General features: G+C 56.8%; 20 protein-coding genes. 14 read left to right on the plus strand and 6 right to left on the minus strand.

Annotated features, from left to right (window positions below):
* Positions 1 to 68 precede the first annotated feature (68 nt).
* The 5 genes from GFS31_RS05310 to GFS31_RS05330 all read left to right on the plus strand — a co-directional run bounded on the left by GFS31_RS05310 (position 69) and on the right by GFS31_RS05330 (position 5,034).
* A complete protein-coding gene (locus tag GFS31_RS05310; protein ID WP_198807202.1) occupies positions 69 to 710 on the plus strand; it encodes an NYN domain-containing protein in 642 nt (213 codons plus the stop codon).
* A gap of 81 nt (positions 711 to 791) precedes the next feature.
* Positions 792 to 1,922, plus strand: coding sequence for an LPS export ABC transporter periplasmic protein LptC (lptC, locus tag GFS31_RS05315; protein WP_198808050.1), 1,131 nt, complete (start codon positions 792 to 794; stop codon positions 1,920 to 1,922).
* A 146-nt stretch (positions 1,923 to 2,068) separates the two neighbouring features.
* A complete protein-coding gene (gene gor / locus GFS31_RS05320) occupies positions 2,069 to 3,421 on the plus strand; it encodes a glutathione-disulfide reductase (protein ID WP_198807203.1) in 1,353 nt (450 codons plus the stop codon).
* A gap of 182 nt (positions 3,422 to 3,603) precedes the next feature.
* The gene (locus tag GFS31_RS05325; RefSeq protein WP_225907575.1) at positions 3,604 to 4,092 is read left to right on the plus strand and encodes a hypothetical protein; all 489 of its coding nucleotides are present in this window, start codon (positions 3,604 to 3,606) and stop codon (positions 4,090 to 4,092) included.
* Positions 4,093 to 4,170: 78 nt separating this feature from the next.
* Complete coding sequence (locus GFS31_RS05330) at positions 4,171 to 5,034, plus strand: SPFH domain-containing protein (RefSeq protein WP_198807204.1); 864 nt, start codon at positions 4,171 to 4,173, stop codon at positions 5,032 to 5,034.
* A 169-nt stretch (positions 5,035 to 5,203) separates the two neighbouring features.
* Here GFS31_RS05330 and tnpA read toward each other — a convergent pair whose 3' ends face one another.
* Positions 5,204 to 5,605 carry an IS200/IS605 family transposase gene (tnpA, locus tag GFS31_RS05335; protein WP_198807205.1) on the minus strand — a complete coding sequence of 134 codons (402 nt, stop codon included), beginning with the start codon at positions 5,603 to 5,605 and terminating at the stop codon, positions 5,204 to 5,206.
* A gap of 159 nt (positions 5,606 to 5,764) precedes the next feature.
* On the opposite strand from tnpA, the gene GFS31_RS05340 reads away from it, so the two are divergent.
* Positions 5,765 to 6,235 (plus strand): hypothetical protein, encoded by a 471-nt coding sequence (locus GFS31_RS05340; RefSeq protein ID WP_198807206.1) that lies wholly within the window; start codon positions 5,765 to 5,767, stop codon positions 6,233 to 6,235.
* Between the two features lie 9 nt (positions 6,236 to 6,244).
* On the plus strand, positions 6,245 to 7,426 hold the full coding sequence (locus GFS31_RS05345) for an RNA-guided endonuclease InsQ/TnpB family protein (protein WP_198807207.1): 1,182 nt from the start codon (positions 6,245 to 6,247) through the stop codon (positions 7,424 to 7,426).
* A gap of 106 nt (positions 7,427 to 7,532) precedes the next feature.
* Here the strand turns inward: GFS31_RS05345 and GFS31_RS05350 are convergent, their stop codons facing one another.
* Together GFS31_RS05350 and GFS31_RS05355 are read right to left on the minus strand one after the other, a co-directional pair.
* A complete protein-coding gene (locus GFS31_RS05350; protein ID WP_198807208.1) occupies positions 7,533 to 8,336 on the minus strand; it encodes a hypothetical protein in 804 nt (267 codons plus the stop codon).
* Positions 8,337 to 8,582: 246 nt separating this feature from the next.
* Positions 8,583 to 8,747 (minus strand): hypothetical protein, encoded by a 165-nt coding sequence (locus GFS31_RS05355; RefSeq protein ID WP_198807209.1) that lies wholly within the window; start codon positions 8,745 to 8,747, stop codon positions 8,583 to 8,585.
* Positions 8,748 to 9,163: 416 nt separating this feature from the next.
* On the opposite strand from GFS31_RS05355, the gene GFS31_RS05360 reads away from it, so the two are divergent.
* The 3 genes from GFS31_RS05360 (at position 9,164) to GFS31_RS05370 (ending at position 10,925) form a co-directional block, all read left to right on the plus strand.
* Positions 9,164 to 9,391, plus strand: a complete 228-nt coding sequence (locus tag GFS31_RS05360; protein ID WP_198807210.1) for a DNA-directed RNA polymerase subunit omega — start codon at positions 9,164 to 9,166, stop codon at positions 9,389 to 9,391.
* 35 nt (positions 9,392 to 9,426) lie between these two features.
* Positions 9,427 to 9,801, plus strand: a complete 375-nt coding sequence (locus GFS31_RS05365; protein WP_198807211.1) for a DUF1818 family protein — start codon at positions 9,427 to 9,429, stop codon at positions 9,799 to 9,801.
* 158 nt (positions 9,802 to 9,959) lie between these two features.
* Positions 9,960 to 10,925, plus strand: a complete 966-nt coding sequence (locus GFS31_RS05370) for a 3'(2'),5'-bisphosphate nucleotidase (RefSeq protein ID WP_198807212.1) — start codon at positions 9,960 to 9,962, stop codon at positions 10,923 to 10,925.
* A gap of 20 nt (positions 10,926 to 10,945) precedes the next feature.
* Here the strand turns inward: GFS31_RS05370 and GFS31_RS05375 are convergent, their stop codons facing one another.
* Both GFS31_RS05375 and GFS31_RS05380 read right to left on the minus strand, forming a co-directional pair.
* Positions 10,946 to 11,818, minus strand: coding sequence for an SDR family oxidoreductase (locus tag GFS31_RS05375; protein WP_198807213.1), 873 nt, complete (start codon positions 11,816 to 11,818; stop codon positions 10,946 to 10,948).
* A 98-nt stretch (positions 11,819 to 11,916) separates the two neighbouring features.
* The gene (locus GFS31_RS05380) at positions 11,917 to 12,261 is read right to left on the minus strand and encodes a hypothetical protein (protein ID WP_317135080.1); all 345 of its coding nucleotides are present in this window, start codon (positions 12,259 to 12,261) and stop codon (positions 11,917 to 11,919) included.
* Here GFS31_RS05380 and GFS31_RS05385 point away from each other — a divergent pair.
* Positions 12,260 to 13,447, plus strand: a complete 1,188-nt coding sequence (locus tag GFS31_RS05385) for a transposase (protein WP_198804897.1) — start codon at positions 12,260 to 12,262, stop codon at positions 13,445 to 13,447. The genes GFS31_RS05380 and GFS31_RS05385 overlap by 2 nt on opposite strands.
* A 7-nt stretch (positions 13,448 to 13,454) precedes the next feature.
* On the opposite strand, the gene GFS31_RS05390 is transcribed toward GFS31_RS05385, so the two are convergent.
* On the minus strand, positions 13,455 to 14,072 hold the full coding sequence (locus tag GFS31_RS05390; protein ID WP_317135081.1) for an ABC transporter permease: 618 nt from the start codon (positions 14,070 to 14,072) through the stop codon (positions 13,455 to 13,457).
* A 209-nt stretch (positions 14,073 to 14,281) separates the two neighbouring features.
* Here GFS31_RS05390 and GFS31_RS05395 point away from each other — a divergent pair, with 209 nt between their 5' ends.
* The 3 genes from GFS31_RS05395 (at position 14,282) to GFS31_RS05405 (ending at position 17,040) form a co-directional block, all read left to right on the plus strand.
* Complete coding sequence (locus GFS31_RS05395) at positions 14,282 to 14,626, plus strand: YbaB/EbfC family nucleoid-associated protein (RefSeq protein ID WP_198807214.1); 345 nt, start codon at positions 14,282 to 14,284, stop codon at positions 14,624 to 14,626.
* A 229-nt stretch (positions 14,627 to 14,855) separates the two neighbouring features.
* Positions 14,856 to 15,338, plus strand: coding sequence for a low molecular weight protein-tyrosine-phosphatase (locus GFS31_RS05400; protein WP_198807215.1), 483 nt, complete (start codon positions 14,856 to 14,858; stop codon positions 15,336 to 15,338).
* Positions 15,322 to 17,040 carry an alpha/beta hydrolase gene (locus GFS31_RS05405; RefSeq protein WP_198807216.1) on the plus strand — a complete coding sequence of 573 codons (1,719 nt, stop codon included), beginning with the start codon at positions 15,322 to 15,324 and terminating at the stop codon, positions 17,038 to 17,040. Before GFS31_RS05400 ends, GFS31_RS05405 begins: the two co-directional genes overlap by 17 nt.
* The last annotated feature ends 20 nt before the right edge of the window (positions 17,041 to 17,060 follow it).

The raw sequence follows: 17,060 nt of genomic DNA on the forward strand, positions 1-17,060 counted from the left end.
CATTCCCTTAGCCCCCATAAAAGCCCCTTTAACACACCCTCGATTTAATACAACTGGATAACACGCCCATGCTAGATTCCCATTCTTTAATTAGCGAAGACGCCATTTTTACCCCTGAGCAGGTGCTTGGCAACCGAGGTCGGGTAGCGATTTTCATTGATGGATCCAACCTGTTCTATGCTGCTCTGCAACTGGGTATTGAAATCGACTACACCAAGTTACTCTGTAAGCTCACCGCTGGATCCCGCCTGTTTCGGTCGTTTTTCTACACAGGCGTAGACCGCAGTAACGAGAAGCAGCAGGGCTTCTTGCTATGGATGCGCCGCAACGGCTATCGGGTGATTGCTAAGGATTTGGTGCAGTTGCCCGATGGCTCGAAAAAGGCCAATTTGGATGTGGAAATTGCCGTCGATTTGGTCGCCCTCGTAGACTATTACGACACCGCTGTTTTGGTGAGCGGCGATGGCGATTTGGCCTACGCCGCCGATGCCGCCAGCTATCGGGGTGCCCGCATTGAGGTCGTTAGTTTGCGATCCATGACCAGCGACAGCTTGATCAACGTGGCCGACCGCTACATTGACCTGGAACTGGTCAAAGACGACATTCGCAAAAATCCCCGTGCCCCCCAGCACAACTACACCTATCGCCCCCTCACCCCCGGCGTGGGTGGCACCGATGACCTGCCGCCAGAGTCTGCGACAAGGGGCTAGGATAGGTAGCGGTAACATGAGTGCGGGGATAGCCCTAGGGAAATCACGATGGTAAAGGCACGGCAGGTTGCCGTTGGAGGGATGGTCGTGGCTATACTCGGCCTGGGCGCATACTGGCTGGGCATCGGGCCGCTGGCTCCGCCGCCCCCGCTGCCCCCGCCGGAGGAGGAGGTGGAAACCGGGCTGACCCTACGCAATGTGACCCTAGAACAACCCGACGAAAACGGAGTCTTGCTGTGGCGGGTGAAGGCCGAAGAAGCGACCTACAGCCCGGATCGCTCTGTGGCGACGTTTACCCGCCCCGATGGCGAACTATTCCAAGACGGCGAGGTGATCTATAACGTCACTGCCGACAGCGGGGAAATGCGCGACAACGGCAACACCATCGTGCTGCGCGGCAATATTGTGGCTAGGGGTGTTCAAAATGGGGCTATCCTGCGCGGGCAGGAGATGGAGTGGCGACCCCAAGAGGACATCCTCGTGCTGCGCCAGGATGTCACCGGAAGTCACCCCCAACTGCGGGCCACGGCGGACGAATTTCGGGTGTTTAACCGCGAAAATCGGATGGAATTGCAGGGCGACGTGGTGGCCAATACCGTGGTAGAAGACCCCAGCACCGAACCCTGGCTGAAACTCCAGGCCCAAGAACTGGCTTGGGACTGGGATCAAGAACAAATCGATAGCCCCGAAGCCCTACGAGTTGAGCAGTTCAAGGACACGACGATTACCGAAGTGGTGCAAGGCCAGCGTGGGCAGGTGGACTTGGCCGATCAGGTGGCGACGCTCCAGGGAGCTGTGACTATGCAGTTCCTCACCCTACCCTTGTCCGTCCGCAGCGAGGCGCTGGAGTGGCGGGTGAAGGAGGAGCAAATTAACCTCAACCAACCGCTGACCGTAGTGCGCCCCACGGAAAATTTGGTAGTGACGGCCCGCCAAGGCACCATGAACCTGGCTGATGAGGTGATTACCGTTAGCCAAGAGGTGGTGGCCGTACGCCAAGATCCCCAATCCCGCCTCACCACCGACCGCCTCACCTGGACAATTCCTAGCCAAACCCTGTTGGCTGAGGGCCAGGTTAACTATCAGCAGACTAACCCCGCCCTAAACCTCAACGGCAGTCGGGGCATTGGTCGCTTGCAAGAGGGCATCTTTACGGTGGATGGCGGCGCTAACAATGATGGCCAAGTCGTCACCGAGATTGTGCCGAATTGAAGCTAGGCCGAATTGAAACTCAGTCAAATTGAAACTCAGTCAAATTGAAATTAGACCCAAGGGAAATCAGGCCGAACTAGGCCCACTGCCCCCGTCAACCTGGATACACTAGAAATTCAGTGTGATCAACCAGGAGGTGTAAAACCATGGCCTACGATTTTGATTTGTTTGTGATTGGAGGCGGATCGGGGGGCATTGCCGCCGCTCGCCGCGCTGCCGAATATGGGGCCAAGGTGGGGTTGGCCGAGGCCGGACGCCTAGGCGGCACCTGCGTGAATCGGGGCTGCGTTCCCAAAAAGCTGATGGTCTACGCCTCCCATTTTCCCGACCAGTTTGAGGCGGCGGCGGGCTACGGCTGGACGGTGGGCGACCGTCACTTCGATTGGCCCACGTTGATCCAGGCGCTGGATACGGAAGTGACCCGCCTCAACGGCATTTATGGAACCATGCTGGACAAGTCCTCGGTGCAACTCTTCCCGCACTATGCCCGCTTTGTGGACGAGCACACCCTGGAGGTGGGCGATCAAAAAATCACCGCCGAAAAAATCCTCATCGCCGTGGGGGGCAAGCCCGTCAAGCCCGACGTTCCCGGCATTGAGTACACCATCACCTCCGACGATATTTTCCATTTGCCCCAACAGCCCAAGCGGGTGGTGATCCTCGGCGGCGGCTACATCGGCAGCGAGTTTGCCTGTATTCTCAACGGCCTGGGTACCGAAGTGGTGCAGGTGATTCGGGGCGACAAAATTCTGCGCGGCTTTGACGAGGAACTGCGCACCGAAATTCAAAACGCCATGGCCCAGCAGGGCATCACCCTGATGACCCACTGCGAACTGATCGCCATCCACAAAACCGAAACAGGCGTGGACATCACCATCGCCACCCCCGAAAAACAAGAGCACATCCTCGCCGATGCCGTCAGCCTAGCCGCCACCGGACGCCGCCCCAACATTCAGGGGCTCGGCCTAGACAATACAGGGGTTAAAACCCACCAGGGGGCAATTGTTGTGGATGAACACCACCGCACCGCCGTGCCCCACATCTTTGCCGTGGGCGATGTCACCGACCGGGTCAACCTCACCCCCGTCGCCATCAAGGAAGGACGCATCTTTGCCGATACCGAATTTGGCAATAAGCCCGGTCTGGTGAGCCACGCCATTGTGCCCACCGCCGTTTTCACCACCCCCGAAATGGGCACCGTGGGCATGACTGAGGAACAGGCCAAGGCCAAGTACGGCGAGGAGACCATCAAAATCTACCGATCCCGCTTCCGGCCCATGTACTACACCATCCCCGGTATGGAAGCCCGCACCCTGATGAAGCTGATCGTCCATCAGCCCACGGACAAAGTGCTGGGGGCACACATGGTAGGCGACTATGCCGCCGAAATCATCCAGGGCGTAGCCATTGCCGTGCAGATGGGGGCCACCAAGGCCGATTTTGATGCCACCATCGCCATCCATCCCAGTTCTGCCGAGGAGTTTGTTACGATGCGGTAGCCCTAGCCTGAGACTCCCTGGGCCTTTGGGCTGGGGAGTCTCAGTACGAAGGCGGTGGTTAAATGTCCTGAAATAGTTGTGCCGAAATTTTGGCCATAGAGTAAGCTTAACGGCAAGTGTTCAGGAGAAGACACATGAGCCGCCTTGGGTGTTGGATCGAAAAGACAGCATATGCTTCGCTGTTGGCGACCGTCGTGGCAGGGAGCTTGGCTCTGCGTCCAGAGGCTGCTCAGGCTCAGGTGGCCTATGGTAGCTATGTGGGCCTAGGGGCTGGGGTTGGCCTCACCCGTGATGCGGCGACCAATGATGGTAGCGGTATCCAAGGGGTAATCGCCGGACGCTATCGTTTCCTGACTATGCCCATTTCCGCCCGTGCCCAGGCCTTTGTGTTTGGCGATAGCTTTGCGGTCGTGCCCACGGTCTCCTACGATTTTCCCCTCAGTTGGAATGCCGACGCCTACATTGGGGCCGGGGTCTCCATTCCGAGCGGCGGCAACACCCCCAGCGTTGTGGGCGACAAAACCGCCTTCGTGCTGCAACCTGGGGTAGACTACATGTTCCCCAACAGTAACCTGGTGGCCTTCGGCAATGCCATCTTTGCCTTCGATGCCTACCGCGATGGGGGCAACACCGCCATCTCTGTCCAAGGTGGTGTGGGGATTCAGTTCTAGGCCCCATCCTTTTTCGTTTCCCCAATCCAAGCGCCTGACTCCTTCCCCGTGGTGTTCACCCTAGGCCCAAATTAGCCCGTGCCGTCAGTAATTGGGATTCTCTCGTTTATTATCATCGGCTACTTAATTAGCTCGGTGCGCATTATCAACCAGGGCGAAGAAGCGCTGGTGGAACGCCTAGGCCGCTACCACCGTAAGCTCAAGCCCGGCCTGAATTTTATTGTGCCAACGCTCGACTACATCCGCCTCAAAGACAGCGTGCGGGAACGCATCCTTGATGTGGCCAAACAGGGAGCCATCACCAAGGACAACGTCTCCCTAGAGGTGGACGCTGTGGTCTATTGGCGCATCCTAGAATTAGAACTGACCTACTACGCCATTGAAGACGTAGAGAAAGCGATCCAAGAATTGGTGATTACCACCCTGCGCTCAGAAATTGGGAAAATGGAGTTTGAAAACACCTTTTCCTCCCGCGATGAGCTGAACCGGGCGCTGCTCTCCCAACTCGATGAAGCTACCGAACCCTGGGGCGTGAAGGTGACGCGGGTGGAGGTGCAGGAAATTGTCCCCCCCGAAGAAGTGCGCCGCTCTATGCAAAAGCAGCAGGCCGCTGAACTCGAACGACGGGCCACCGTCCTCAAAGCTCAGGGGGATCAGGAAGCCGCCATCAAACGAGCCGAAGCCACCGTGCGATCCATCCAAATGCTGTCTGACGCGCTGCAACAGCGGGACAATGCCCCCAGCATCCTACAATTTTTGATCGCCCAAGACTACGTCGAAGCCAACCAAAAGCTGGGGGCCAGCGAAAACTCCAAGGTTGTTTTTATGGATCCTAAAAATCTCACCGAAGGTCTGGCCCGCCTGATTGAACCCGACATCCCCAATAAACCCAAGGCCGACGACGACGACTTCCCCAGCCGCCGCCGCCGTTCGGGTTCCTAGGACGTTTGTCTGAGTACAGGGTTACAGTTATGGGTAAAACGCATTTCGACTTCGCTTAATGCCCCCCCAAGGCAACAGGAGGGTTGAGCGCAGTCGAAACCCGGAGCCAAACTTAATTTTAATTTAGCCATTCTACTTATCAAAAACCTGGGTCTAAAACCCCGTCCTTTTAGGACGGCTTTTCTTGATTCTCAATATAGTCTTTGAGAACATCTAGTGGCGCTCCGCCGACAGATGAGGCAAAGTAGCTGGGACTCCACAACGATGGCTTGCCATAGGGCTTAGGATGCCCAGCCTGCCCATATCGCCGACTCGAAACCCCTTTAAGGGCATTCACCATCTGCGAAACAGAGAGCTTGGGTGGATATTCTAGGAGCAGATGTACATGATCAGCCTCTCCATTGAACTCCTTTACCTCAAAGCCCATTTTTTGCGCCACATCGGAGAATGCGCCCTCAAGAGTTTTAAGGCTTTCTGCGGTCAAAATCTTCCTGCGGTATTTCACCACGCAGACCAAATGTAGATAAAGACTGGAAACGCTATGTCTTTCGCGTCTTAGAGGTGTTGTCATTGTACGGCTTAATGCTGTACAATGTAGGCATGGAAGCACAAACCGAGAAAATCACTATCAGGCTAACTAAGGCCGAAAAACTTGCATTAGTTAGTTACTGTCGCGCTGTAGGACGGAATCAATCCGATGTCATTAGGGAATTTATAAGGAGATTGCAAAATGATTAAAAGCTTGGAAGATGCCAAGTTGCTCAATCCCCTAGATCTCTCTTTCGTTAGTTTCAATCATAAGCCAAGACAATACCCTAGGCAGAGTGGCGTGTATTTCATTGCGGAGGGCACAAAGATTCTTTATGTAGGTAGAGCCTTGAACTTGTATTCAAGGTTGTCTAATCATTCTAGAAGAAAGCAGTTTTCTGAAAACAACTACTCAATTTCTTGGATATTGGTTGACAAGAAAGTTCCGGACGTTGTAGAGAATTTTTTGATTTCAAAGTTTACGCCTCCCATAAATGAGAGTCCTACAGGAAAAGATGATGACTCATGGGCTTTACATTCTTTAATTGCTGATTTAGGCTACGACAACCCAGATCTCCTAAATCAAAGAGAGGACGACATCAAGCAATCTTTTCTAAGCATGGTGCAACTATTTAAGGATGGCTCCCATCCAGCGAGTTATTTAATCAATTAGCATATACCAATGAAAGCCCGCTATCAGTACCGAATCTACCCGACCAACCAACAGAAGCAAAGTCTTGCTCAACTGTTCGGCTGCGTTCGGGTAGTTTTCAATGATGCGCTGGCATTCTCGAAGGAGTCTGGAAAATACCCAGGGGTTAGTGTCCTGTCATCTCAGCTCACGCTGTCTAAGAAGACGGCTGAACGGGAGTGGCTTAAGGACGTGTCTTCCGTGCCATTGCAACAAGCCCTGCAAGACCTGGATGTTGCCTATCGCAACTTCTTCAAGTCGATCAAGGGTGAGCGTAAAGGGCCGAAGGTCAGTCCCCCTCGGTTCAAAAAGAAGACCAGTCAGCAATCAGCTAGATTTGCGAAAACAGCATTTAAGCTGAAGGCATCCAAGGTCTACTTGGCTAAAATTGGGGATCTAAAAACCAAGTGGTCTAGGCCACTACCTTCTGAACCCAGTTCAGTCACGGTCATCAAAGACTGTGCAGGGCGGTACTTCCTGAGTTTTGTAGTCGAGATTCTACCTGTCACCGTCGAGCCTGAAAACCAAGGGGTCGGCGTGGATCTGGGAATCAAAACTTTTGCCGTGCTAAGCACTGGCGAGAAGGTGTCCTCCCCGAATTACGACAAATTGAACCGCAAGATTCGCCGTGAACAGCGAAAGTTGGCAAGACGGATTAAGGGATCAAAGCGTCGTGAACGGGTTAGACTCCGTATCGCTAAACTGCAAGCGAGAAAAGCCGATATTCGCAAAGATTTTCTACACAAGCTGTCTACTCGTCTAGTTCGAGAAAACAGTGTTGTGGCCCTAGAAGATCTCAACGTGTCGGGAATGGTCAAAAACCGCTGCTTAGCCCGTGCTATCAGCGAGGCTGGTTGGGGGACATTTAGGGCAATGTGCGAAGCTAAGTCTACGGTAATTGAGGATCGGCAAACGGTGGTGATTAGCCGCTGGGAACCCACTTCTCAGATTTGCTCAGGCTGTGGCTATCGCTGGGGCAAACTAGATCTCTCTGTCCGAGAGGTGGTCTGCTTGAATTGTGGTTCTATGCATTGTCGTGATGGCAATGCCGCCAAAAACATCGAAAAATCTGGGCTGGAGCTAGCCCAAGATTCAAACTGGACGGGGAGGGTATGTAAGACTGGCTTGCCAGCAATGCCTGCTGAACCGTCTACCTGTCTGGACGTAGCCTAGCTATTCCAGCGAATCCCCGCACCTTTAGGTCGGGGAGGATGTCAACGCTGATCTAGCGTTTGATGGCTGTGTGATCTACTGTGACTCACCCTGGGCTGCGTCATCGTTAGGTAAGTCCATCGACCCTAGGCACGCCCTCTAGGGCCGAACTGACCTGGGGAGTAATGCCTAAACCATCGCGGCTGCTGGTTAGTACCTCTACGGCTCGCTTCAGCTTGGCCTCTAGGTAGCGCTTTTGATCGACCAACTGACGCAGCTTTTGATGGCGGGCGATGGCCAAACTGAGGGTTGAGACTTGCTCTGGTGGGCAGGGCATACACTGCAACTGACCATCGGCATTGAGGCTACAGAGGCGGTAGCTGGGCGGCGCGGCGGATGCTGAAGCCTCCTGGCTCTCCTGTCCCTGAGTTTCCTGGGATTCGCATAGCCGATCCACATAGCCCGAAAGCGCCTGGGGATCGGCATGGCGCAGGAGGGCCGCTGCATCCTGGGTGGAGGGGGCGGGGCCGTCCGTGGCCTCTAGCCAGCCATCGACAATCGGGCCTTCCAGGTACAGGTTTTGAATGATTTGCACCGTTTGCCGCAGTTCGCTGTGCCAGCTTTCCACCGCCAGATGAATATCCTGAAGCACCTTGAGGGCAAGGGCTGGGTTGGCATCGTGGCGGTGGCGGCTAAAGGTAGGACGCTTCGCCGTCGAGGCTCCCGCAATCAGGGCGACATCTCCGAGGGGCAGCGACAAACCCTGAGGGCTCTGGCCTGCTTCCCCTGGTTGTGGCCCCTGACGGCCCAGGGCGGATGTTCTGGGGGTGAGGTCAAAGGACACAGGCCGCTGGGGAGGCCGCAGCATATGAGGCCCAACTCCATGGGGGGCGGTGGGCCGAGAAGGATCGAGATTGGGCAAACTGGCCATGGCAATAGGGGATAACAAGGCCGGAAAAACAAGGCCGACAGCAGCCACACCGCCACCGAAATCGAGCTTGGGGCAAAATTCCCCTAGAACAAGCTGATTTCGATAAAAACCTATGGTCAATTTATACCTGAATCTCTGGATTCTGCGCCACTGGATCGCAACAGCTCAGAAAACCAGTCAAACCCTAGGAGCAACCCAATAGAGACGCTTGATGGGTCTGGGCCGTTGCTTGCCCTGGGGCACGACCTACCAGAGATGATCGATAATCACCGCCGAAATGGCCGAAAACAGCGTGATCCCTAACCCCACGAACGGATTTTGGCCCTGGCTAACAGCCAATGTCGTAATGACGCCAGCGCCGAGGGCGGCAATGGCGATGGCGCTAATCCAGTCTTTTTGGGCGTTGTGCATGGGTATGATCAGGGATAATTGGATGTTATTGAGTCTTAAAAAAGGAAAATTCACCAAAACCTAAGAAAATCAACCTGAGAACAGCGATTTACGTCGCTAGACTTGCATTTCTTTGGCCTAGACTTAGTGGTTTCCACGGGTCAGATCCCGAATCTATCACTCCGATCAGCGGGAAATCAGCGGCTCCGTCAAAACTGCAACCAAGCGTTAGAGTTAGTCAAATTAGTTAACATTTCCCCAAAACCCGGTGGAATGGCCCCGATTACTGAGGCCCACCCAGAATGCCAAATGCCGATAGATTCCACGGAATCGGGGTGCTCGACAATCTGTGGCTCATCCGGGGGCTATCCGAGATATGCCATCGGCGATCCATCCGAGATACAATGGGGGCTGAGTTTTTCTAGGTAAGGGTCTCCATGCTCAAGCGCTCTCACTTCGACAGCACACAAATCATGCGCCGCAGCGAGGAACTCATTCGAGCCGCTTCTAACCGCTACCGAATTACCGTCCAGGTCGCCACCCGCGCCCAGCGCCGCCGATTTGAAGATTTTGAGAACTACGAAGATCCCAAGATGAAGCCCGTTCTCCGCGCCATCATTGAAATGTCCGACGAACTAACCCAGCCGGAAATCATCGGCGAGTAGATCGTCGTCCGCACCCCGCCAAGGACTCGCAATCGATGGGACAACGATCCATCCAAGAGGGAGAGGGCTGGCGCATCGGCTGGGATGAGGGCGCACCCCACTATCCCGGCTTACTGGCAGGATCGACCTGGGCGATGGAGCTGACAGCCCCTGAGTTTGGGGAGGTCTGTCGCCTAGCCCAGCAGTTGGCCCAGCAGATGCAGGCCATGGCAGAGGTGTTGATGGCAGAAGAAACCCTCACCTGCGATGCGGAGTCGGATCTGGTTTGGGTAGAAGTCACCGGATTTCCAGCGGCCTTTACCCTGCGGTTTATTCTGCAATCGGGGCGACGGGGGGAAGGATCGTGGGATGCAACGGCCACCCAGGCCCTGCTGCGGGTCATGGCAACGTTTTCGACCCAGCCGTTTTAGCCCCCCGCGATGGAAGATAGAAGTGACCCTGCCTCGGCGGGACAGAAGGCGCTGGGATTGCTTGAGGGGCGGCAGAATCAGGTTTCCGGCGAATCCTAGGTGGGGGGCTTAATGCAGGCGACGGCCTGGAGATGGATAGCGATTAAGGAGCAGGTTGAATGGCCTACGAATTGGAGAAACAGGTGGCGGTGGCAGCGGTGCGGCAGGCGGCGCAGTTGTGTGAGGCCGTACGCCAAACCTTGGTGCCCGAAGCCATCGAAAAAAACGACAAAAGCCCCGTCACCGTGGCAGACTTTGGTGCCCAGGCGCTGATCTGTCGGGCCTTGGCGGAGGCGTTTCCCCAGGATGCGGTGGTTGGCGAAGAAGACGCCAACGACCTGCGCCAGCCGGAGATGGCAACCCCTTTAGCCACCGTGACGACGCAGGTACAGCGCCATGTGCCGACGGCCACCCCTGACGACGTCCTAGCCTGGATTGACCACGGCAACGGCACGGTGTCCTCCCGCTATTGGACGCTAGACCCCATCGACGGCACTAAGGGCTTCCTGCGCGGCGACCAGTACGCCATTGCCCTGGCCCTGGTGGAAGATGGCGATCTAAAAGTGGGGGTGTTGGGCTGTCCCTATTTGAGCTTTGACGGCGGTGAGCAAGGGCTGATCTTCGTGGCGGTGCGCGGTGAGGGGGCGGTGATGATGCCCCTAGCGGGCGGCGATCCGCAACCGTTGCAGGTCGTGCAAGATCCGCAGTCGGAGCGGTTCCGGTTTGTAGAAAGTGTGGAATCGGGCCACGGCGACCAACGCCAGCAAAGTGCCATGGCCCAGGCCGTGGGGATTCAGTCCCCCTCCATGCGGATGGACAGTCAGGCCAAGTATGCGGCGGTGGCGGCGGGACAAGCCGCTCTATATTTACGGTTGCCTTCCCCCAAAACCCCCAACTACCGAGAAAAAATCTGGGATCACGCTGCTGGCACCCTGGTCGTCCAGGAAGCGGGGGGCTGCGTGACGGACATGCACGGTAAACCCCTCGACTTTGGCAAGGCCGCTCGGTTTGAGGACAACCGGGGGGTGGTGGTCAGCAATGGCATGATCCACACCGATGTTTTGGCTGCCCTAGCTGCCAAGTAGAGATAGATCCCGGACGGCGGTTACGGGGTCTGGGATGAAGGTGAATCCCTGGAGTCTGCGGTGAGATCGCCAAAGGTGGGGTGCTGGAAAGTGTAGCCAGCGGCCTTGATCTTTTGGTTGGAGACTCGCACGTTGTAGGGACGAGCACTGGGCTGGGTGGGATCCCACGGGGTGGGGGCGAGGCCGTAGGTTTGGCTCACCCGGTCAATCAACTGGCGAACGGTGGGGATTTCGTCTTGCACCAGGTTGTAGAGCCCGCTGAGGCCCTGATCTTTGGCCCAGTCGATGGCCCCCACAATGTCCTCCTGGTGAACCCAGTTACTCGCCTCGTCTCCGCTACCAGGGCGGGTGGTGCCTGCCGAACGACCGTAAATCTTCGCGAGTTCCCGCCCTGGGCCATAGATGCCGCCCAGCCGCAGCACACACACCTGTCGCTCTGCCGTCGCCGCCGATAGCAGAACGTTTTCGGTATCTAGCATAATGCGCCCGTTGTCTGTGGCGGGCTTGGCGGGATCGTCCTCCCGCACCCAGGATCCACCGTAGTTACCGTAGACCGAGTAGGTGCTAGTGAAGATAATCTGCCGTAAATCTGGGGCTTGATCGAGGGCCTGCACCACGGTTTCGGCAGTGTTGAGGTAGGTCTCGGTGTAGTTGGCCTGTCGTCCGGCCCCAACGCAGATCAGCAGCACCTGCTGCCCTGCCAGCAAATCCGCCACCGCTGCCCCATCATTGCCCCGCACCACCATCGCTCGATCCGCCACCCTCTGCAATGGGGGCAAACGGTCTGGGTGGGTCGTTGTGGCAGTGACCGTTATCCCCTGGGCTTGCCACAGTTCTGCCACGGCTTGGCCCACGTATCCACATCCTAAAATAGCCGCGTAGCGATAGCCCATGGGTTCACTCTCCAGAGGGTTCTGTACCCCAATACCAGATTACCGAATGGAGGCACCATCCCGGATAGCCAACTCCCATTGGCCTAGATCCCATCGACCTAGATCACATCAGCAAAGGTACGCTCCATGCGGCGGAAGTAGAGGATTCCGGTGAACAGCAGCACGAACACCAGCAGCAGCGACAGCAAAAATCCCGGCCAAAACAGCTGTACCTCACCGCCAATGATGGCCCACCGAAAGCCGTCAATCACCCCCACCATGGGATTGAGGGAATACAGCAATCGCCAGCGGTCGGGCACGATGGCGCTACTGAAACCCACCGGGGAGATATAGAGCTGACTGCCTGACAGAAGTGGGTGAAAGGCTTGAAACCTCGTGGTGGGAGGGGAAAAGGTGAGGTGACATGAGACGCTGGAATTTGCGTATTTCAGGGTCTTTGCCATGTCATCCACCACCTGTCTCTATGATCAAGTGCTGTCCTTGCTGCGTCAATATAGCCATCGTCGGGATTTACGGCACCTCAAAGCGCTGGCGTGGATGGTGACGGCGCTGGTGTGCAGTGGTCGGTTGAGCCTGCCGGAGTGGGAGGCCTATGTTCCCAGTCGCGCCCGCCAAGCGCAAAGCACCGAACGACGATGGCAACGGTTTATGAGCAATCACCGGGTGCGGATTAAAAGTCTGTACGTGCCCTTGGCGTTAGCGGCGATTCATCGGTGGAAAGGACGGCGACTCTACCTAGCCCTCGATACGACGGTGCTGTGGAATCGGTATTGCATGATTCACCTGTCCGTGACCTGTTGTGGGCGGGCGGTGCCCCTGCTGTGGCGGGTGTTAGAGCATCCTAGTGCCACGGTCAGTGCCCAACGGTATTTGCCGATGCTGCGCTTAGCCCATCGACTGTTGCAGGCTTATCCCGATGTGATGCTGTTAGCCGACCGAGGGTTTGCCAACCATGACCTGCTGGCGTGGCTCAGCGACAGTCGATGGCACTATGCTTTACGCTTGCCCAGTGATGTGGTGGTGCATGGCCCCCGCCGTCAGCCGATTGAGGTAGGTGTTCTGTGGCCCCCCAAGGGCGAAGTTCGTTTCTATGAGGGCATTGGCCTGTGGGCCGATGGGCGCTGGCGCTGCAACCTGGTTCTGGCTAACGTCAAAGGCGTTAAGGAGCCCTGGGCGGTCATCACCGATGAGCCGCCGACCCTCAATACCCTGTGGCAATATGCCCTCAGGTTCCGAGTTGAGGAACTGTTCCTCGATTCAAAATCCGGGGCCTTTGCCCTCGAATCTTCCGGCATCCGCTCCGCCCAAGCCCTCGAACGTCTCTACCTCGTCGCGGCAGTCGCCATCCTCTATGGCACCACCCAGGGCATGGCCGCTCAACTCGACGGTCTCCGCTCTCAGGTTGACCCTCATTGGACACGGGGCATCAGCTATCTCAAAATCGGCCTCCGCTGGCTTAGAGGGGTGGTCAACAAAGGGCGTCCGTTGCTCAACCCCATCCCCCTATTGACCGTTGACCCAGATCCCTGTTTTGCATCTAAAAAGGCAGAAGCCCGATATTATGACCGCATCTGGTTCTCTAGGATCCAGTCCATGCGCTGTCAGCTACCCCCTTGGGAGGCCGCATAAAGATGTGTCAGGCAGTCAGGATATAGAGGCCAAACTGCACCAAAAACGGTACGACGTAGCGAAAGTCGCGGTATTGCACATTGAGGGCGGCTAGCCACAGCCCCGCCCCCATGGCAGCGGCAAAGGCAACGGCGGTGAACAGGGGCAGGGTGAGGATGCGCCAGGAGGGCAGGGCATTGTACCAAGCCATCAGCCCCAGCAGAATAATGCCGGAAATTAAGAAGTCTACAAAGCTGACGATGACGGCACTGGTGGGCACCACCAGCCGGGGAAAGTACACCTTAGAAATCAGGTTAGCGTTGGTAATTAGGCTGTTGCTGCATTCCGCCAGGGCATTGGCAAAAAACTGCCAGGGCAGCATGGCCGAAAACACCAGGATCGGGTAGGGCGCATCTCCCTCGCTGGGGAGGTTGGCGAGGCGACCAAACACTACGGTAAACACCACCATAGTCAGGAAGGGCCGAATCAGCGCCCAGGCTACCCCCACGGCGGTTTGCTTGTAGCGGACTAAGATATCCCGCCATGCCAAAAAGTAAAACAGCTCCCGGTAGCGCCACAGATCCCGAAAATACTGGGCTTCTGTGCGCCCCGCCTCAATCACCAGTTCAGGAATCGGTTCCGTCATGGGTATCTCCCTACGCCTACTGCCTCTAGGCTACCCAGAAGCCCGAATTCTGCCCGCGCTCTGTCAAAAGTTGAGACATCCCCCGTCTGCCGGACGGTAAACCGCTCTCCCTAAGCCCCTAGACCATCCCCCTGGGCGCTAAAATCAGAAAGCCCATGGGCACAGATTGACATTAGATTCACATTAGCCGTTCGTTCGAGAGTAACTCCATGTCACAAGGTCAAGGATTTGGGTTTGGGTTAGGCAAAATGAAGGAGCTCACCGAAGCCTTCAAAAAAGCCCAGCAAATTCAAGAGGGAGCGAAGCAACTTCAGGAAGATCTCGAACAAATGGAGATCGAAGGGGAAGCGGGTGGTGGCTTGGTGAAGGTGATCATGAGCGGCAACCAAGAACCCCGTGGTGTCACCATTGCCCCGGAGGCGATGAACGAAGGCGCGGAGGTGTTGTCCGATCTCCTCACAGCGGCCATGAAAGACGCTTATCAAAAGTCCACCTCCACCATGCGCGACAAGATGGAGGAACTGACTGGGGGGCTCAATCTCCCAGGGCTCTAGGGGCTGGGGATGGCGTGGCTAGGGCCTCATCCTAGGGGCGTCAGGCCAAGAGGCTCTTGCGGTAGATGGGTTTCGGTGTCTGCCCGTGCGTGGCCCCTGGTTCTAACAACTACCCTGGATATCCCCCGTGGTCGCTGACGAGAATCTCGCTACGGGTGAGTTTTGAGGGCCTAGTCACCGCTCTGCATGTTTTTGATCCTCTATTCTGCATATCCCTTCCTGAATGGCTATGAGCACTCGCGTATTATTTGTGTGCCTCGGCAACATTTGTCGGTCGCCCTCCGCCGAAAATATCATGAACCATCTCGTGCAGCAGCGACAGTGGACGGATCGCGTCACCTGCGATTCAGCCGGAACCGCCAGCTACCACATTGGGAGTCCACCAGATCGACGGATGACCGCCGCCGCCAAGGACTTTGGCATCACCCTCCGAGGACAAGCCCGCCAGTTTGATCCCGCCGATTTTGAGCGCTTCGACTGGATCCTAGCCATGGATGCCCAAAACTATCGCGATATTTTGGCCCAGGATGTCACCCAAGTCTACGGCCACAAGGTCAAATTGATGTGCGACTTTTGCCGTACCCACACCGACCGGGAAGTGCCCGATCCCTACTACGGTGGCCCTGAGGGGTTTACCTACGTCATTGAGCTGCTCCTTGATGCCTGTGAAGGATTTTTGGATCAGGTGATTGATCATGGCGCTACTCCCTAGGGATTGCCCGCCGTCGGAGCCCAGGCTTCGCCCCCGATGCTGTCGCCCCTGGCGACGGTGGCGCTGGGGACTGGCGTCCTTAGCGGCGGCAGGATTGTGCCTGGTGGCGGTGCCCAGTCGGGCCGCAGAACGGCTGATTATTTCCTACGGTGCCCTAGAACGCACGATTCCCATTGCCGACATTGAAGCCTTTGTGGCCACGGGGCACCTCACGCCCCAGCTTCAAGCCTATAACCGCCATTTTAGGCTCCCCCAGGCGCAGCTCGATCAGGCTCGACAGGTGTTGGCCACCCCCGCTGAGATGCTACGTCCGGTGGGCATTGCCCAGTTTCTCTATACCCAGCAGGGGGAACGGCTGCTGCAAGAACTAACTAGAGTAGTGCGGACTCCGGCGCGGGTGGGGGATTTTTCGGCCCTGCGAGCGGCCATTATCCTAGGGGCGGTGCGGGTCGAGAGCGGGGTCACGCTCTTGGATGTGCTGCGGGCCTATCCCCTGGAGGCCATTCGCATCGACTTGGCGGAGGGCTTTGCCGTGGCCTCCGAAATTAACCGGGCTATTTTCCAGTCTTCCCAGGCGGTTGACCTAGTGCAGCGCCTGTCTCGCCAGGAGGCGGAGGCCGATCCCCTCACCCCAGCAGAGTTGGACGCCCTGCATCAGTTGCGGCAGGACAGCCGCATTTATGGAGTCAACCTAATCAGCCGCAACCTACCTGGCTTAGCCAATCCAGCCAACCTTTACCTGCCCCAGGTATCACCCGGACAAGTTCCTCCGCCCCAGGGCTTTCCCTTAATTTTGATTTCCCACGGGCTGGGTAGCAATCGCCACAGTTACGACTACCTGGCTAACGATTTGGCCAGCGCTGGCTTTGCGGTGGTGGCCATTGACCATGCTGGCAGCAATGACGAGCAGCTCATGGCTCTGCTGGAGGGGCGTACCGCCGACGTGGTGCCCGATGAGGAATTTCTCCGCCGCCCCCAGGAAATTAGCCTCGCGATAGATTCCCTCAAAGCCCTCCAGGCCCACGGATCGGTCTTGCCTGTGCGCTTCAACTTTGACCGCATTGGTGTGGTGGGGCAATCCTTTGGAGGCTATACGGCCCTAGCCTTAGCGGGGGCCACCTTTGATCTCAACACCCTCCATGGCGAATGCCCGCCGGAGGTGCTGACCTTCAATCCGTCGCTGCTGTTGCAGTGTCAGGCCACCAACTTAGTCGATCCCCAGCAAACCCTTCAGGATGCGCGGGTGGACTCCATTTTGGCCATGAACCCTGTGGGTAGTGCCCTGTTTGGCCCAGGGGGCTTTCAGCGCGTCACCATTCCGGTCATGGTGGTCAGCAGTGCCGCTGACACGGTAGCCCCGGCCTTTCCTGAGCAAATCCTGCCCTTCACCTGGCTCTCCACGCCAGAACGATACCTGGTGCTGCTGGGGCAGGGCACTCACTTTTCGGTGATTGGCGATGTTGAGGCCAGCGACCAACCCATTGCCCTGCCACCAGACATCATTGGCCCCCGCCCCGACCTGGCGCAGGAAGCCATGAAGATCCTGGCCCTGGCGCATTTTCAGATGACCCTCAATCAGGATGAACGCTTTCGGCCCATGGTGCAGGCGGCGTTCGTCAAGGCCATTAATGGTGAGACCTATCCCCTCTACCTCAGCACTACCCTTTCCACCGAAGCACTAGGATCGGTGCTTCAGCCCTAGCCCCAAATCGCCCCAGGCGG

It is taken from the genome of Leptolyngbya sp. BL0902 (assembly GCF_016403105.1).
In the GTDB taxonomy this organism is placed as follows: domain Bacteria; phylum Cyanobacteriota; class Cyanobacteriia; order Phormidesmidales; family Phormidesmidaceae; genus Nodosilinea.